At 39.9% G+C, this 17,021-nt stretch carries 13 protein-coding genes; 7 read left to right on the forward strand and 6 right to left on the reverse strand.

Features of this window, described 5'->3' with window-relative positions; translation table 11 throughout:
* Positions 1–55: 55 nt before the first annotated feature.
* Positions 56–625, forward strand: a complete 570-nt coding sequence (locus V7K42_RS25605) for a hypothetical protein (protein ID WP_334920059.1) — start codon at positions 56–58, stop codon at positions 623–625.
* A gap of 191 nt (positions 626–816) precedes the next feature.
* Here the strand turns inward: V7K42_RS25605 and V7K42_RS25610 are convergent, their stop codons facing one another.
* Positions 817–1,323, reverse strand: coding sequence for an SRPBCC domain-containing protein (locus V7K42_RS25610; protein WP_334920061.1), 507 nt, complete (start codon positions 1,321–1,323; stop codon positions 817–819).
* Entirely contained in the window at positions 1,316–1,657 is a 342-nt protein-coding gene (locus V7K42_RS25615; protein WP_334920063.1) for an ArsR/SmtB family transcription factor, read from the reverse strand. The genes V7K42_RS25610 and V7K42_RS25615 overlap by 8 nt, the downstream gene beginning before the upstream one ends.
* 733 nt (positions 1,658–2,390) lie before the next feature.
* Between V7K42_RS25615 and V7K42_RS25620 the strand changes: the two genes are divergently transcribed.
* The 3 genes from V7K42_RS25620 to V7K42_RS25630 all read left to right on the forward strand — a co-directional run bounded on the left by V7K42_RS25620 (position 2,391) and on the right by V7K42_RS25630 (position 6,674).
* Positions 2,391–3,104: a hypothetical protein gene (locus V7K42_RS25620; protein WP_334920065.1), complete on the forward strand. Its 714-nt coding sequence runs from the start codon at positions 2,391–2,393 to the stop codon at positions 3,102–3,104.
* 67 nt (positions 3,105–3,171) lie between these two features.
* Entirely contained in the window at positions 3,172–4,761 is a 1,590-nt protein-coding gene (locus V7K42_RS25625) for a tryptophan halogenase family protein (protein WP_334920067.1), read from the forward strand.
* A gap of 380 nt (positions 4,762–5,141) precedes the next feature.
* The gene (locus V7K42_RS25630; RefSeq protein ID WP_334920069.1) at positions 5,142–6,674 is read left to right on the forward strand and encodes a flavin-containing monooxygenase; all 1,533 of its coding nucleotides are present in this window, start codon (positions 5,142–5,144) and stop codon (positions 6,672–6,674) included.
* A gap of 112 nt (positions 6,675–6,786) precedes the next feature.
* On the opposite strand, the gene V7K42_RS25635 is transcribed toward V7K42_RS25630, so the two are convergent.
* Positions 6,787–12,402 (reverse strand): ATP-binding sensor histidine kinase, encoded by a 5,616-nt coding sequence (locus tag V7K42_RS25635; RefSeq protein ID WP_334920071.1) that lies wholly within the window; start codon positions 12,400–12,402, stop codon positions 6,787–6,789.
* Positions 12,403–12,476: 74 nt separating this feature from the next.
* On the opposite strand from V7K42_RS25635, the gene V7K42_RS25640 reads away from it, so the two are divergent.
* From V7K42_RS25640 to V7K42_RS25650, 3 genes are read left to right on the forward strand one after another with little or no spacing between them, the layout of a single operon-like run.
* Entirely contained in the window at positions 12,477–12,626 is a 150-nt protein-coding gene (locus V7K42_RS25640) for a hypothetical protein (RefSeq protein ID WP_334920073.1), read from the forward strand.
* Between the two features lie 60 nt (positions 12,627–12,686).
* Entirely contained in the window at positions 12,687–13,886 is a 1,200-nt protein-coding gene (locus V7K42_RS25645; protein ID WP_334920075.1) for an acyl-CoA dehydrogenase family protein, read from the forward strand.
* Positions 13,887–14,126, forward strand: a complete 240-nt coding sequence (locus V7K42_RS25650) for a hypothetical protein (protein WP_334920077.1) — start codon at positions 13,887–13,889, stop codon at positions 14,124–14,126.
* Here the strand turns inward: V7K42_RS25650 and V7K42_RS25655 are convergent.
* The 3 genes from V7K42_RS25655 to V7K42_RS25665 all read right to left on the reverse strand — a co-directional run bounded on the left by V7K42_RS25655 (position 14,091) and on the right by V7K42_RS25665 (position 17,014).
* Entirely contained in the window at positions 14,091–15,041 is a 951-nt protein-coding gene (locus V7K42_RS25655) for a D-2-hydroxyacid dehydrogenase (protein WP_334920079.1), read from the reverse strand. The two genes, V7K42_RS25650 and V7K42_RS25655, sit on opposite strands and share 36 nt — an antisense overlap.
* Before the next feature lie 233 nt (positions 15,042–15,274).
* Positions 15,275–16,045, reverse strand: a complete 771-nt coding sequence (locus V7K42_RS25660; protein WP_334920081.1) for an ATP-binding cassette domain-containing protein — start codon at positions 16,043–16,045, stop codon at positions 15,275–15,277.
* Between the two features lie 141 nt (positions 16,046–16,186).
* Positions 16,187–17,014, reverse strand: a complete 828-nt coding sequence (locus V7K42_RS25665) for an ABC transporter permease subunit (RefSeq protein ID WP_334920083.1) — start codon at positions 17,012–17,014, stop codon at positions 16,187–16,189.
* Positions 17,015–17,021: the final 7 nt, after the last annotated feature.

A 17,021-nucleotide genomic window follows, 5' to 3' on the forward strand; every position in this document is an offset into this window, starting at 1 on the left:
GAGTGCGACTAATCAGCGATCATTAAAATTTATCCGTATCCTTGTATAGTTAGTGATGATTAAATTATCCCAATACTCAGTTAAGCTTGCTTTCTCTTGCGTTGTCGCCTATATTATCGCTTCTACGGCTGCGGTAATCGCTCAACCCAAACCTTCACAAACCAATTCGGTAACAAAATTAACACCGACTCAATTAAAAGTTTTGCGATCGCTAGGGTTAAAAGTAGCATTACCAAGTTACATACCCGCAGATTTTCGTGCTGACAAAGTATTAGTCTCGGCTGGGCGCGAAAATGTTGACAGCTTGGGTTACTTAGTTGTTTACAAAAATTTAAGTGCAGATAAATGCTTTGCGATTGAGTCAGTATCTGGTGGTATTGGCGACTTGCCTTCTGGAACGCGCAGTTACCCAATAAATTCTCCGATATTTGGAAGAAGCGTTTTGGAGCAAGGAGTATACGGTAATGCCAAACAACCAACATTGCTATCGCAGTGGTTGGGTTCAGAAAATGGTCTTTTTTACAGATTTGTTGGTACGGGAATAATACCAGAATTGTCTAATTGTAGTAACGTTACTCCCCAAGAAGCAGTCAGAATTACGCAGTCGATTCGATACTTGAATTAATCGACTACGGCTTGTTTGTAAACGCATTACGTCGGGAGCATTTTCAACTTTGGTTGATTGAAGGCTCCATATAGATAATTTCCCAAATGTGGCCATTTAGGTCAGCAAACCCATGTCCATACATAAAACCGTGATCTTGCGGTTCATTGTAGGTTGTTCCACCAGCAGCGACTGCAAGGCGAATCATTTCATCAACTTCTCCTCGGGTTCGTCAAAAATTCGTCAAGGCAGTCAAAAGTGGAGTTCCACCCTGCAATGACCCCCATCTCTTCATGTTTTCGGCGTTCCTCGGCAGACTCATGCATAATTCTGAGTGTTAGTTTGGTATTGCCGCCTAAATCCTCGAATACTGCCGTCACAACTATTCCCTTTGGCAAGTCAGCGTTCACGACCTTTTCAAAACCTTCATCAAATTCATCACTGGTAACAATCCGTTCAAAGGGTACGATTTCGCGGAAGACACCTTTAACCGGGTACTCCGTTCCATCTGGGCCAATCATGACATAGCGCCATTTACCGCCCGGACGTAAATCCAGTTCAGTCACCTGGGTTGTGAAGCCTTTCGGCCCCCACCATTGCGCCACGTGTTTTGCATCAGTCCACGCCTGAAAGACAAGTTCTCGCGGCGCGTTAAAGAGTCGGGTGATAACGATTTCGCGTTGGGATTGAGCATCTGGGGAATCATTTTTGCTACTCATTTTCCTTCTCCTGAGTTTGTAATTCGTGCAGATAATCATCTAGCCGATCGAGTCTCTGTTCCCAGAATTGGCGATATTGCTCGATCCAATCCACTGCATCCTTGAGCGGCTGTGCTTTGATCTGGCAGGGTCGCCATTGAGCCTCACGACTCCGCACGATAAGTCCAGCACGCTCCAGTACTTTTATGTGCTTGGAGATTGCAGGAAGGCTCATCTCAAAAGGCTTGGCTAACTCAGTCACCGATGCCTCACCCTTAGTCAGGTGAGCCAGAATTGCACGGCGAGTAGGATCGGCAAGGGCGGCAAAAGTGACGCTCAGTTGATCGGTAGACATTCTTATTTAACCGAATGGTTAATTAAATAATAGGTTAAATGTACTATTGAAAAATGTCAAGCATTGACTTGACCCTGATTTAAACTTTTACATCTAAATAGGAATGGCATCATTGCGGTAGTTAGCGGATGTGGGCAGTTTCTCTGGCTGGTTGAGATGATTAAGAAGGCGATCGCAGCAGGGGTGCAGAGGAGAAAGAACAAGTTTTAGGTATTGCGTTCGGATATTTAGAAATTCCCCTCTGCACCCTTGCCCCCTGCCCCTCTGCAATCCTTACGCTGCATACTCTTCAGCTTAACTTAGTGCCATTCGGTAATAGTACCCTTGAGGGTACTATCCATAGAAAAATATAAACACTACATTAACTGTGTTAGAAATTCCTTCCACAAAAACCATACAGGATTTTATTGGCTGATTTTTTTGCCATCAAGTAAAAACAAGTGTGTAAAATCTGAGGTTTTTTCTATGCCAATACTTGTAAATTGGCGAAGATATTCTAAGTTAGAACGGCATTGAAATATATTACCCTTCACAAAAAAAGGCAGAGGTCACAAGGGTAAAAGTATCAATCAAAACTTTACTTGTAAGTATAGTGCTTACTAGTATAGAAAAATTTTTGTCGAGATGCGTAGCACAATACACAATAAATTATTGTCCTACTTACTAGGAGTGCGATCGCTAGTATGAGGAACTTTCGCTCTAACATTAAACATTGACAATAGGCACAACAAATATGCAAGAAGTATTAACCTTGATTGAACAAAAAAAACAAGAATATGCTCAACTGCCCTTGTTTAATTTTATGCGAGACAAAACTATAAATCACAGACAAAGGCTAGCTTGGGCACCATGTGCTGCTCATTTTATTATGAACTTTGCAGAACTGAATAAGTATTTTTTGCGAGTAGAACCAACTAACGATCCGATTCAGAGACTAATTAACAAGCATACTTATGAAGACGATCATCATTGGCTGTGGTTTGTGGAAGATATGAAGAACCTAGAACTTGACAAATCATTGAAATTTAGTGATGCGTTAAAGTTTCTTTGGGGTGAAGAAACTAAGAATGCTCGCTGGTTAAACTATCAACTCTATCGATATACTTGCCAAGCTACTCCTATTCAGAAAATCATAGTTATTGAAGTGACTGAAGCGACGGGGAACATCATGTTTTCAGCTACAGCAGAGATTTGCAAAGAAGCTAAAGCAATTACCGAAAAACCATGTCGATATTTTACAGATTTTCATCTGGATTTTGAAACTGGTCACATGACAGGTGAATCTGGAATAGAAGAAATTTTACAACATATTCAACTATCAGAAGTAAATCGACAAGAAGCTTTGGAATTGGTTGAGAACTTATTTACAGTTTTCACACAATTTACAAGTGACCTTTTGGTATATGCTGAGAACCATAAAATTGAGCAAGAATTGAAAGCTGCATAAAATCTTGAACAAGCTTTGCTAAATTTGCTTCCAGACTTCATTTTAAACTTTAAGAGGGACTTTAGATATGTCACAAAATGTACAAAATGTACAAAATGTTGTGATTGTTGGTGGTGGTTCAGCAGGTTGGATGACGGCAGCTTATTTGAGTAAAGCACTAGATAAAAATATTCAGATTACGCTGGTAGAATCATCTAACATCACAAAAGTTGGAGTTGGAGAAGCAACTTTTAGTACCATCAAAGTATTCTTTGATTTTCTGGGGCTACAAGAAGATGAATGGATGCCAAAGTGTAATGCCACATACAAGATGGCAATTAAGTTTGTCAACTGGAATGCAAAGGGAGAACACTTCTATCATCCTTTCCAGAGATACGAGGTGATTGATGGCTTTGATCTCTCGGAATGGTGGCTGAAAATGAAGAAAGATCGAGAAGCATTTGATTATGCCTGCTTTCTAACTCCCTGGCTGTGTGACAATCAAAGTTCTCCTAGATATCTGGATGGTAAAGTCTTTGATGACAAAGTTCAAAATGAATTTTCTCAAGAGCATATTGTCAAGAAAAGTATCCTAGATAATTTAAAGATTCAGTACCCCTATGCCTATCATTTTGATGCGAATCTACTCGCAAGATTCATGAAAGATTATGCAATGGAAAGGGGAGTCAAGCAAATTATTGATGATGTGGTGGATACCAAGTTAACTGAAGATGGGAGCATAGATAGCCTCATAACCAAAGAGCATGGCATTCTTAGTGGCGACCTTTTCATTGACTGTACTGGTTTCCGTGGTCTTTTGATCAACAAAGTGCTTGATGAGCCATTCATTTCTTATTCAGAGTCGCTGTTGTGCGATCGCGCGATCGCCATGCAGATACCAACCGATCTAAAAAAAGATGGGATCAACCCTTACACCACGGCAACTGCGCTTTCGTCTGGTTGGGTCTGGAATATACCTTTGTATGGTAGAAATGGTACAGGGTATGTTTATGCCAGCGCATTCATTTCTGCTGAGGAAGCAGAACAGGAATTTCGCCAGCATTTGGGAACTGCTGCTGATAATTGTCAAGCATCTCATATCAAGATGCGGATTGGACGCAATAGAAACTCATGGGTGAAAAACTGTGTAGCAATTGGTCTCTCCAGTGGATTTGTGGAACCATTAGAATCTACCGGTATCTTCTTTATTCAACATGGAATTGAAGAATTAGTTAGCCACTTTCCTAGCAAATCTTTCAATAAAGAGCTAATTCACAGCTATAACAAGGTTATCGCTGACTGCATAGATGGTGTACGAGAATTTTTGACACTTCATTACTATGCTAGCGATCGCACCGACACAGAATTCTGGAAAGCAACTAAGACCAATATCAAAGTCCCAGAAGAACTACGGGAAAAATTAAGATTATGGAAAAATAGACTACCAAGCAATAAGAGTATTAATCCGAAATACCACGGCTTCGAGTCTTACTCTTATTCAGTAATGTTGCTGGGGCTAAATTATATGCCTGAAAGCAGCCTGCCCATTTTAGAGCATATCAAAAATCACAATGCCCAAGCTGCATTTTTGGAAATTAAAGAAAGAGCCAATTACTTAAGTTCAACTTTGCCGTCCCAGTATGAATATCTAACCCATGTAATTAAGTCACAAGAATAGTCTCGGTATCTTAGAGGATGAATGAACAAGTCCTCTCGTTGGTAGCAGAACATTTCAGATCCCCCTAAATCGCCGATAAATTGGGGGACTTTGATTCCAGTTCCCCCCTTTTTAAGGGGGGCTAGGGGGGATCTCTAAGTGCCTAAAATCACAGCCAAATACTTGTTCATTCAACCTCTTAGAAAATGTTTGAAAAGGATCGTTTGACCTCATAGTTAGCACAGCGAAGTATCTCAGTATAGGGCTATAACTTTGATTGATCGTTGCAGTTAAGCATAAGGGCTAGACTATACCCGGACTTTTCAAACACCCTCTTAGCTTGGTTAGCGATCGGCTACAGCAGATTTCTGTACCAATTTCATAATTTAGGAGAACCCAATATGACAGTCAAACAAGTATGTGTGATTGGAGCTGGAGTCAGTGGATTAGTCTCAGCAAAGACGTTTCTTGAGGAAGGTTACGAAGTTACATTGTTTGAGAAACGGCAGGGACTTGGTGGTGTGTGGGAAAGATCGAGGACTTACCCAGGACTATCGATCCAAAATCCCAGAGACACTTATGCTTTCTCAGACTATCCTATGCCAGCCTCTTATCCAGAATGGCCTTCAGGAGAGCAAATATGTGCTTACCTTGAATCCTATGCTCAACACTTTGGTGTAGCAGAAAAAATTCAGTTTGGCGCGAAAGTAACTAAAGTAGAGCGTAAATCAGGAAATGCTACTGGATGGATGGTTAGTGTTAGCTTTCAAGAAAACGATCGGGAGATCAGAAAACAAAATTACGAGTTCGACTTTGTTATTGTGTGCAATGGCACTTATGATATTCCCTACATTCCTAACTTGCCGGGAATGGAAGAGTTCATTGCCGCTGGAGGTCAGGTAATACATACTAACAACTTTAATGACAGCTCTGTAATTGAGGGCAAGCGAGTAGTTGTTGTCGGTTTTGGCAAGTCAGCCACCGATCTTGCAAATCTTGCAGCTAGTAAAGCCAAGGAATGTACCCTTGTCTTCCGTCAAGCGTTGTGGAAAGTCCCTAACTTCTTTCTCGGTCTGTTGAACCTGAAGTATATTTTCCTGACTCGCTTTGCAGAAACTTGGATGCCCTATCATAAACTTCAAGGATGGGAAAAGTGGCTGCATAGTTTTGGGAAGCCATTGGTGTGGGCATTCTGGCGGTTAAATGAGACTATCCTGCGCTTACAGTTTCCGCTTGATGCTTGTGGGATGGTGCCCAAACAACCTATGAACAAATTGATTGGCTGTAGTATCGGTTTGGTGCCTAAAGGCTTTTTTGAGTATGTACGTGCAGGCAAAATTCGTGCTATCAAGACAAAAATCAACAAGTTTTTTGCTAATGGCGTAGAATTGGATAACGGCGAGCAAATACAAGCAGATGTTGTTGTCTTTGGTACAGGATTTCTTCAAGATATCCCCTTTTTAGAAGAGAAGTATCACAGGCAAGTATTTGATGAGGAAGGCACTATCCATCTTTACCGCCATCTCATTCACCCTCATGTTCCTCAGATGGGTTTTGTTGGTTATAACTACACTTTCTGTGCCCAGTTATCAGCAGAGATTGGTGCTAGGTGGTTATCAGAGTACGTCAAAGGTAGTATAACTTTACCATCCCAACAACAGATGCTAGAGGATGTAACAGCAGAGTTGGAATGGAGGAAAAAAGATAGACCTTATGCTTTTGTCAGTGGAGCATGTGTAACTCCTTTTACATTCCATTACATTGATGAGTTGCTTCAGGATATGGGTCTGAGTAGCCGCCGTCAACCAGGTAACTTCCTTGGGGAGTTTATCATGCCAATAGATCCATCTGCTTATAAACATCTCCGCCAGGAATTACAGGTAAAACAACATCCATCTCTCAATGATTCTGCGATCGCCTCCGCCGGGGTGTAGCTCATCGCGCCAATTGTACAGATGAGAAGCGTTCGTTGATATCTCCCTAATACGGTTTGGTGAAGTTCTGAATCTAACCGTATTGTAAATTTTCCAGTCTCGGCAGCTTGTCTCACTGTTGCATTGGAATCTCAATCACAAACTCAGTCCCCTTTCCAAGAGTTGAATCACAGCTTAAATGACCGTTGTGTTTATCAACGATTTGATAGCTAATTGACAACCCTAATCCCCTACCACTTCCCACTGGCTTAGTAGTAAAAAAAGGATTAAATATTTTCTGCTGTACCTGTGCAATCATGCCATGACCGTTATCAGCAATCCGAATCTTCAGCGTGTTTACTTCTCCTAGTTCAGTATAAATCCGAATCTGAGGCTTTTTCCTCGGAAAATCTCCTTCATTCTTGTCCTCATCTAAAGCATCGATTGCATTACTTAAAATATTCATAAATACTTGGTTTAGTTGACCGGCATAGCAAATAACATTCGGCAGTGGTACGTATTGTTTAAAGACCTCAATTTCTGGGCGATTGCTCTTTTCCTTAAGTCGGTGCTGCAAAATCATTAGGGTACTATCGATGCCTTCATGAATATTTACAGGCTTCATTTCCGATTCATCCACACGAGAAAAGCTACGTAAGCTCAGAATAATATCCCGGATGCGGGAACTTCCCATATTCATAGAATCGAGGACTCTTGATAGGTCTTCTTTCAGGAATTCTACATCCATTTTCTGAATTTTTTGCTTCACTATTGCTGAGGGATGGGGATATTGCTGTTGATAAATATTAATTAAATCTAGCAATTCTTGAACATAATCATTCGCGTAAGTAATATTTCCATGAATAAAACTGATTGGATTATTAATTTCATGAGCAATCCCTGCTACCATTTGCCCTAATGAAGACATTCGTTCACTTTGAATTAATTGACTTTGGGTATCTTGTAATTCTTCTAGAGCTTCTTGCAGATGTTGATTTTTTTCGTTAAGTTCTGCTGTTCTGACTTCCACCTTTTCCTCTAGTATATAACTGGATTCCTCCAAGCGCTCATTAGCTTCAGCCAAATTGTTATAGAGAATAGCATTTTCTAAAGAGATTACAGCTTGGGTCGTTAATAGTTTTATAACTTCTAAGCGATCGCGTGTAAATGCCCCTGTCGTTAAATTGTTTTCTAGATAAATCAACCCTACAAGTTTGCTTTTATTAAGCATCGGAATACATAATATACTTTTTGGTTCCTCACGATTAATATAGCTATCTGCCGCAAAATTAGTTTCAGAATTAATATCATCAATTACTAATATTTCTTGGGTTCGTTTAATATAATTAATTAAAGAAATAGGAACACTATCGCTAAATTCTAAAGGAACAGATAAAAACTCAGTATGAGTATCTCCAAAAGTGGAATTATAACTAATTGCAGTAATAGTTAAATCTAAGTTATCAGCTTCACACAAAATCAGTACACATTTAGAAGCTCCTGCATTCTCCCTTACAACTTCCATTAAAGTAGAAAGGAGTGCCTCTAGCTCAATCTCTCCAGACACTACTTGAGAAGCTTTAATCACAGTTCCCAAATCTAATATATCTGAAATAGTAGTGTTGGAGCCAATGACATTTTCATTCGTAAGCAAAGTATGGTCAGTACTAAGTGTAGATAAGTCTATACTTGGTTCCTGTAGGGTTTTTTCACTGCAAAAATTGCTAAGTTTTTCTTGCTTAATAATGGGTGCAAGTAATTGAGGATAGCGTTTTTGCAAGTCATTAACTTTGGCTAATGCTCCCCAGCGAACATAGCAATTGTAGGCATCAGTGAGGTAGACTTGGGCGATTCTTTGTTTGCCCCATTTGAGGTAAAATTTAGCTGCTAATTCATAAGCAAGAGCTTCTTCGTTAATGTAGTCATTTTGTTTTGCCAGAGAAATAGCGGACTCATAATTATCTATCGCTTCAAGATATTGACCAAGAATTCCATGCCGTTCCGCTTCTACTAAATAAAATTTATGCAAGTGATTCATGGGAGCCTGAACTGCCCAATTTTGCATTTTTTTCTGATTTTCTACCACTCTATTCATAATTTTTTGTTGTTCAAATTCCTCTAAATCACAGAATACTGCTAGATGTGTTAATGAATTGTAGAAATAGAATTGAGCAGTAACGAACATGCCTACACCAGCATATAAGTACTTTTCTAGCATTACTGTATTTTCAAGAGCTTGAGAGTAATCAGCAAGTAGATAACATAGGTGAAGTTTGCAGAAATATAGGAAAAAAAGTGCTACTCCATCTTTAGCTTTAAGGTGAAGTGATAGCATTTTATCTTCATCGTATGCTTCACCAATTAAAATCTGAGGATTTTTCGCATTTCCAAGAAGATTCAAAATTGTCTGCCGAAATATTTCATTCCAATGAAATACTCTTTCTTGCTTTATTTGCCTAATAGTATTACTATGAATTGCTATATTATGTTCAAGCTCTACTAATTCTGTTCCTATAAAATATGCATGTTGGGAGTAGCCATAAAGAGCATAGGCTGCAAATTCCATATCTCCTACTTCGAGATTAGTAGTATAAGCCTCAAGTAAAGGTTTCAATGTTTGCTTTACATGTTCTTTCCAATGTCTGACAAGATGATTAAATGTTTCCATAATCTTGCCAGTTACCTCTTTTGTTTGAAAATTAGGCAATAAACTCTCAGCCAGTTTGCCAAATTTATATCCCGAATCAATGTCTCCTATTACTCCACACAACATTACTCCATACATTACGTATGCAAAAGCAGACAAAGGAGAATTACCAAATCTGATAGATAAATTGATCTGTTTCAGAATAATTAACACTAATAATTCTGGTGCAACGGTATAAGTAATACCAATTACACTAGATAAGATACGCATGATTATTAATTGTTTAGCCTCTGTAATTTCTGGAAGTTCAATTAAGTCTTGAATGCGTCTATTAGCCAATTTTTCAGATGTTATCTCTATTTCTATCTGAATATCTGATTGACTGGGATTTGTAGGAAACTTTACTCCCAAAGTTTCCAAAAAGGTTTTTGCAATATTGACAGCTTCCAGTTCTTTTCCTTGTGCACCATAAGACTGTATTTTTACTTCATAAGCTTTAACTCTATCTAGTGGGGTTTTCGCTTTTAGCAACACAGCCTGGACAAATTTTTCTGTATATTCAAAATCACCACTGAGATATGAGGCATCTGCCGCGGTATTATATAAAGCTAAGGTGATATCGTATTTCGTATCCCAACTATCATCAGCTAATAGCTCAATTCCAATAGTTAAATACTTAAGTGCCGATGAATAAGCTGTTGATACTAAAGCTTTACCTCCAGCAATCAGATTCATTTCGGCTAGCTCATTACGTTTAGCTTGCTTGGTGATGAATTCGACTGCAATATTAAAATGATTTACAAGCTCAAAAATATTTTCTTCTCGTTCAGAAACTGGGGTATTTTTCAAGATAAGCAGCCCAATTTTTAAGTGTATTTGCTTAATTTGGTCTTGGGGAATTAGAGAATAAGCTGCTTGTTGAACTCTATCATGTACGAATTTATACCTCGGAGCTGAAAAATTAGTAATTGATAAATTTTCCGATTCTCTATTTGAAAATCCTAATAGTTGTTTATCATTTTCTGGTGTAAGACTATAACCATCTTTCTGAGGTATAATTAGTCCTTCAACTAATGCTTGCCATAAGTCAGATGCAGTATCCATTAATGATTTTTCATTGACAATTGATAATGTTTTTAAGTCAAACTCATTACCAATACAAGCAGATATTTTTAATACATTTTGGACGTTTTTGGGCAATTTTTCTATTTGGATGCCCATCAATTCTACTACATCATCTGTAAGGGATAAAGTTTTAATTTTGGTAATATCGTACTGCCAATGACCAGCGTCAAAATCTAATTTAATTAATCCCTCATTATATAATAACTTAAGAAATTGAGATGTAAAAAAGGGGTTGCCTTTAGTTTTAATAAACACCATTTTAGTCAGAGAAACAGCAATTTCCTCAGGGCAAAGTAGCGTATCAGCAATTAGATGGTTTAAATCAATCTGACTTAGAGGTGAGAGTTTAATTGTATTAATTACTGCTCCTGTTTTAGCAATTTCTTTTAGTGTCAAAGATAACGGATGGAGATTTGAAACTTCATTATCTCTATAGGTGCTAATTAGTAGCAAACCGCCCTTAGTTTCATATATATTCTCTTTATCCTGAGCAAGGCGAGAAGAAGTCTCATCCATTAATAATTGAATAAACTTCAAAGAAGCTATATCTGCCCATTGCAAATCATCTAGAAATATTACCAGAGGATGCTCTTTAGTGGTGAAAACCTGGATAAATCTCTGGAACAATAAATTGAAGCGATTTTGAGCAGCGCTACCAGCAAGTTCGGTAGATGGAGGTTGTTTACCAATAATTATTTCCAGTTCAGGAATTACATTAATGATTACCTGAGATTGCGTACTCAATGCCGATAAAATTTTGGTTTTCCATTGTTGAATTTGGGCATCGGTTTCGGAGAGGATTTGCCCAATTAAATCCTGTAAAGCTTGCACCAATCCTGATAACGGGATATCACGTTGGAATTGGTCAAATTTACCTTTGATGAAGTAACTATGCTGTCTTGCAATGGGTTTGTGGACTTCATTGACTACAGCCGTTTTACCAATTCCTGAGTAACCAGCGACTAAAATCATTTCCGTGCTGCCGCTTGTCACCCGATCAAAAGTAGTGAGTATAATTTCGATCTCTCTTTGACGACCATAGAGTTTTTCAGGAATGGTAAAATGGTTCGATATATCCCGAATCCCTAATTCAAAAGCTGCAATACTTCTTTTCTCTTGCCATTGGTTTTGACATCTCTCCAAATCATATCTGAGTCCATGAGCACTCTGATATCTATCTTCAGCATTTTTTGCCATTAGCTTGCTGATAATATTAGATAAAACTGGAGGAATATTGGAGTTAATATAACTGGCTTTTGGCGGTTCTTTAGCAATATGAGAGTAGACTAACTCCATAGGTTCAGTAGTACTAAAGGGTAACTGCCCAGTCAAGAGTTCAAAGAATGTGACACCCAAGGAATAAAAGTCGGTACGATAGTCTATACCTCGATTCATGCGTCCTGTTTGTTCAGGGGAAATATAAGCTAGAGTTCCTTCTAGAACGTTGGGATTGGTAAGAAATTGAATTTCTCTTGGTAATAGAGTCGCAAGACTAAAATCGATAATTCTGGTCTTACCTGTTATCCGATTAATCAGAATATTGGCAGGTTTGATATCTTTATGAATGATGCAATGGGAATGTAGCCCTTCCAAAGTTGTGCTAATTTCAATGGCAATATCGAAAAACTCACTCAATGAAACAGAATTTTTTCCTTTTTTATGCTCTTCTTGCTGCCAGAGATTAAGGGCAATACCACCAAAATCTTCCATTATTAGAACATAGCTATTGTAATATTTTTCTAGACTTATTGGTTTGACTATGCCCTGAATTTCAAGGTTTTTAGTAATAGTGTATTGATTGATAAATTGATTGATTTCATCGAAGTTAGGATCTTCGTTACGCATCAATTTCAAAATAATTGATTGCTGGTCTTTTTCTCTGATAGCTCGATAAACTAAGGTTTTTTTACCAGAGTATAATTGCTTAATAATGCGATAGCCAAGGATAAGAAATACTGGATTTGATTCTAGTAACATTGGGTCTAGTTCTTATAAGTTTATGTTTATGCCTTAGTATACCCAGAACATAATTACTACTATCATTAGATGTGGTGAGCTTTTGGAATAAGCGCCGATCGAGTTGCCCGATCGCTAAATCTTCTAGCTGGCTTGCTCTGCGAAAGCTATTTATGTCATACTTGCATAACTTACTAATTCCTAAAATCCGAGCGGCTTTAAGTAGTATTGCTAGCGATCGCTAAAAGACCTAAGTTCGAGGTCATAAACTGAAGAAGAAAAGAAAGCAAGATTTAGGCTACTTTATGTCAAAGTTGGAGCAAGCAGTGCCAGACACCTTTGTAACCAAAAACTTAGAAACTCTCCCTAATATTTTCGACCGGGTTGAGGCTCTGGGCAAGGACTTTGCTACCCGTGCAGGGGCACACGACAAAGATGGTTCTTTTCCCTTTGAGAATTTTACAGCTTTGCATGAAGCAGGATTACTCAGTCTTACCATTCCCCGTGAATTAGGTGGTCAGGGTTTAGGGTTGCCAACTATCTGCCGAGTGATTGAAGGGATAGCGCGTGGCGATGCTTCAACCGCGCTAGTACTGACAATGCACTATCTCCAACATGCCCATGCAGCCCATAGTCGTCGCTGGAATCCAGAAGTATATAAACGGCTGTGTCGTGAATCGATTGAAGGCATTGCCCTGCTTAATGCGGCCCGTGTCGAACCAGAGTTAGGAACACCAGCTAGAGGCGGATTACCTGCCACAATTGCCGAAGGCACAACAGAGGGTTGGCGTTTAACAGGCCACAAGCAATACACCACAGGTAGTCCCATCCTCAGTTACTTTATTGTTTGGGCGCGGACAACTGAGGACGAACCACGAGTTGGTAGTTTTCTAGTTCCGCGCGATCTGCCCGGTTTGCGAATTGTCGAAACCTGGGATCACTTGGGTATGAGAGCTACAGGTAGCCACGATCTGATTTTAGAGAATGTATTAATCCCCTCAGAGTATGCCCTGAGTATCAGTCCCATATCTGCTGCGCCATCCTTCGATCCGCTGATTTCCACTTGGGGCAGTTTGACAGTGAGTGCCTTATATCTCGGTGTTGCTACTAGTGCGCGAGACTGGCTGGTGAAATATCTTTGGGAGCGATCGCCTTCTAATCTCAAAGAGCCACTGGCAACTCTACCACGCTTCCAAACTGCCGTGGGTGAGATAGAATCACTGCTATTTGCTAACAATAGATTGATTTATAGCTTGGCTCAAGATATTGATAAGGGCGAGTATGAGTCTAACGTAGGATTACAGGCACAAGCTGTTAAATACCTGACCACAACTAACTCAATTCGGGCTGTAGAGATTGCGTTAGAACTGACAGGTAATCCTGGTATGTTAAAAAGGAATCCTTTAGAGCGACACTACCGAGACGTTTTATGTAGTCGTATCCACACACCACAAAATGATGTTATTTGCCAGTCATTAGGTAAATCGGTACTGAAAGTTAAGTGATTGGGGACTGGGAAGAAGGCAGGGGGGCAGGGGGGCAGGGGAGCAGGGGGAGCAGGGGGAGCAGGGGAAGATGAGGGAGATGAGGGAGCAGGGGAAGCAGGGGAAGATGAGGGAGATGAGGGAGCAGGGGAAGCAGGGGAAGCAGGGGAAGATGAGGGAAATGAGGGAGAAGAATTAACCAATTTCCCAATTCCCAATTCCCAATCAGTATCCTGCTTTTTTGTCTACGACATTTCGTAAGGGCTGACCAGTTTGGTAGCGGATAAGATTGTCGATAAACAGTTTTGCTATGCGCTCTCTCAGCCGTGGTGAGAGGGCTGAACAATGAGGGGTGATAAAGGCGTTTGGTAGCGACCACAAAGGACTTTCCGGTGGCAGAGGTTCTGTAGCCACTGTATCTAATCCAGCACCTGCAATCCATCCCTCACGTAGTGCAGTGAGTAATGCAACTTCATCCACGATCGCACCACGAGCGATATTAATTAAGTAAGCAGACTGACGCATAGACCGCAATGCAGCTTCATCAATCAAGCCTTTAGTTTCTGGAGTTAATGGTGTAGCAATAACTACATAGTCTGCGGCTGGGAGGAGCGATCGCCATTCATCAGCACCCACAACTTTATCAAAATTCGGTAGGGGTTCGGGATGGCGGCGACTACCCCAAACTTTAACACCAAATGCTTTCGCGCGAGATGCGATCGCTTGACCTATATTCCCAGTGCCGAGAATTAATAAAGTAGCGTCTGCCAACTCTTCGAGAAAGACTCCTCTTACCCAAGTCTGCTCATTTTGCAAAGTTTGTAATTTCCGCAGATTCTTGGCGTGATACAGCATGAATGCCAGTACAAATTCCGAAATTGGAATCGCATGAACCCCTGCGCCATTAGTGAGGATAATGTCCTTTTGCAAAAAAGTTGGTGTGAGGATGTGATTCACACCAGCACTAGGCGACTGTTGCCAACGCAGCCTGGGTGCGGCTATTAGCACTTTGTCAAGAGTAGAAGCTTTCAGGTAAAATCCGTTGACATAAACTTCTGCATCACTAGCATCACCACCGAGATTACCTTCACTATCCACCTCCACAACATCTATATCAGATGGTAGGTGTGGCTCAATATCAGCAATGAGATGATCGGGTAAAATTAGTTTCACCATTTGCTACTCTTCCATTTAATTTTAAATTTTAAAAGGGACTGGGGATTGGGGACTGGGTATTAGGAAAACTAATCCACAATCATTAGTGCGTTACGCTGTCGCTAACACAACCTACGGATCTTTTCTCCAAATCAAACCGGATTCTTATATATTAATAATCTTAAGTCTCGAAGTAGCCTATTTTACAGCAGCTACCCCAAGCGTTATATTAATCAACTAATGAATACTAAATCTCAACTACTCAACTGCAATAATTGGTTATTTGATTGAGTACTTTCATTGGTCATTACTCGCTGGAGAACTGCTTCTCTGATCTTTACAAATACTTCGCTACTTCTATCTCGCGGGCGTGAAAGTCTCACAGGTAAATCGAGAGAAATCTGTCCTTCATCAATCACTATCACTCGGTCTGCTAACGCGACAGCCTCTTCCACATCATGAGTAACCAAAAACGCAGTAAATTTTCGCTCTTGCCATAAATTTTCAATTAATTGCTGCATTTCTAAGCGAGTTAGAGCATCTAATGCTCCCAAAGGTTCATCTAACAACAACAAACGGGGCTGACTGACTAACGCCCTTGCCAATGATACCCGTTGCCGTTGTCCACCAGATAAAACATACGGCCACTCATCAGCCCGATCTTTAAGTCCGACTTTATTGAGTGCCCACAAAGCTTTTTCACGCCAATCGCCTTGTAAGCCTAACCCTACGTTTTGGATAACGCGCTTCCACGGTAACAAACGAGGATCTTGAAACATCACTCTTACAGAACCGCTAAGTCTACGCAGTGGTTCTCCATCTAGTAGTATTCCGCCTGAAGTTGTTTTATCTAATCCTGAAATCAAACGCAATAAGGTACTCTTACCACAACCACTTCGTCCAACAATAGCGACAAATTCACCTGTTTCAACTTCTAATTTTAGTGAGTTTAAAACAGTTTTCTTACCGAAAGATTTCGTCAAATCCAAAATACTTAGTTGTGTACCCTGTACATTAGAACTCACTTGCAAAACCTCATTTTTTTCAGAACAATCAGGATTTATTTCTTTGATGAGATGTTGAATTTGTAAATTACACTCAAAATGAATATAAATCAAAAGTTAAAATCAGGAGTTTTCACCCTTTGAATCTGGTAACTTTAGCATTTATGACTTTTGATAGTTTGGGTTCCAACCCAAAAATTTTGTTTCTAATCCTTTGGCAACAGCATCTGCTAATTTACCAAGTAGTGCATAGATCAGAATACTTAAAACCACAACATCAGTTTGCATAAACTCACGGGCATTCATTGCCATATAACCAAGTCCAGAATCTGCTGCGATCGTTTCTGCTACAATTAGTGTCAACCACATAATCCCTAAAGAAAAACGTACACCCACGAGAATCGAAGATAAGGCTCCTGGAAAAATAATTTGCCATAATAATTGTGGTGTTTTCAATCCATAGACTTTTCCCATCTCAATCAGTCCAGGATCAACACTACGGATGCCATGAAATGTATTGAGATATAAGGGGAAAAATACCCCCATAGAAACTAGAAATAATCTAGCTTGATCGCCAATACCAAACCAGAGGATTACTAAGGGAATTAATGCCAAATTAGGGATAGTGCGGAGCATTTGCAAGGAACTATCTAATAACTTTTCTGCTATCCGGGAAAAGCCATTGAGCAATCCCAAACCGAATCCAATAGTGCCACCAACTATAAAACCAGATATCGCCCGCCCAGCACTAATTCCTATATTTTGAAAAAGTTCTCCGGTGGAGGCTAGCCTAATGGCTGTAGCGATTACGCCACTAGGGGCTGGTAAAATTCTGGTTGAGAGTAAACCAGTTCTGGAAGCAAGCTCCCAAAATACTAGCACTAGAACGGGCACAATCCAGGGAACTATTTTATCGATTTGCGGGTTTTCTAACACCTCGCTCAGGGATATATTATTGTTTCTTTTGGTGTGTTTAAGGCTAATAGTCATGGGATTT

Origin of the sequence: Nostoc sp., assembly GCF_036917455.1 — a bacterium.
GTDB lineage: Bacteria > Cyanobacteriota > Cyanobacteriia > Cyanobacteriales > Nostocaceae > Nostoc.

Bases quoted from the DNA above. Each gene is read 5' to 3' on its own strand.
- V7K42_RS25635 (WP_334920071.1), bottom strand. From the start codon at position 12,402: ATGTTACTAGAATCAAATCCAGTATTTCTTATCCTTGGCTATCGCATT.
- V7K42_RS25615 (WP_334920063.1), bottom strand. From the start codon at position 1,657: ATGTCTACCGATCAACTGAGCGTCACTTTTGCCGCCCTTGCCGATCCT.
- V7K42_RS25630 (WP_334920069.1), top strand. From the start codon at position 5,142: ATGACAGTCAAACAAGTATGTGTGATTGGAGCTGGAGTCAGTGGATTA.
- V7K42_RS25645 (WP_334920075.1), top strand. From the start codon at position 12,687: ATGTCAAAGTTGGAGCAAGCAGTGCCAGACACCTTTGTAACCAAAAAC.
- V7K42_RS25610 (WP_334920061.1), bottom strand. From the start codon at position 1,323: ATGAGTAGCAAAAATGATTCCCCAGATGCTCAATCCCAACGCGAAATC.
- V7K42_RS25605 (WP_334920059.1), top strand. From the start codon at position 56: ATGATTAAATTATCCCAATACTCAGTTAAGCTTGCTTTCTCTTGCGTT.
- V7K42_RS25655 (WP_334920079.1), bottom strand. From the start codon at position 15,041: ATGGTGAAACTAATTTTACCCGATCATCTCATTGCTGATATTGAGCCA.
- V7K42_RS25625 (WP_334920067.1), top strand. From the start codon at position 3,172: ATGTCACAAAATGTACAAAATGTACAAAATGTTGTGATTGTTGGTGGT.
- V7K42_RS25665 (WP_334920083.1), bottom strand. From the start codon at position 17,014: ATGACTATTAGCCTTAAACACACCAAAAGAAACAATAATATATCCCTG.
- V7K42_RS25620 (WP_334920065.1), top strand. From the start codon at position 2,391: ATGCAAGAAGTATTAACCTTGATTGAACAAAAAAAACAAGAATATGCT.